This window comes from Pseudomonas sp. SIMBA_067 (assembly GCF_046534675.1).
Classification (GTDB): domain Bacteria; phylum Pseudomonadota; class Gammaproteobacteria; order Pseudomonadales; family Pseudomonadaceae; genus Aquipseudomonas; species Aquipseudomonas putida.
This window is the reverse complement of record NZ_JAWRYH010000532.1, coordinates 1-267: the sequence shown is the minus strand read 5'-3', so window position 1 is coordinate 267 and position 267 is coordinate 1. Positions and strand designations below refer to the sequence as shown.

Sequence of the window (267 nt, the reverse complement as noted above, 5' to 3'; positions counted from 1 at the left end):
ACAGCAATCGAACTTCCCGCACCCCCACCTCCGGCCAGTACGACACGCTTGCCGGCCAGCGCGTACCCCTTGCGCTGCAGGCCCAGGACAAACCCTGTCCCGTCGAAGTTGTCAGCTTCCCATACGCCTTGTTCGTTGCGCCGCAATGCGTTGGTGCTGCCGGAGACCTGGACGGCAAGGCTGACCTCATCGGCAAATTCGCGAGCGGCAAACTTGTGAGGAATGGTGATCAGCATGCCCGAGAAATTTTCCATCGCTTGTAGGCCG

General features: G+C 60.7%; 1 pseudogene. It reads right to left on the bottom strand.

From position 1 onward, the window contains the following. Positions 1 to 236: pseudogene (locus SB765_RS30200) on the bottom strand (shikimate dehydrogenase); the annotation flags it as partial. Positions 237 to 267: the final 31 nt, after the last annotated feature.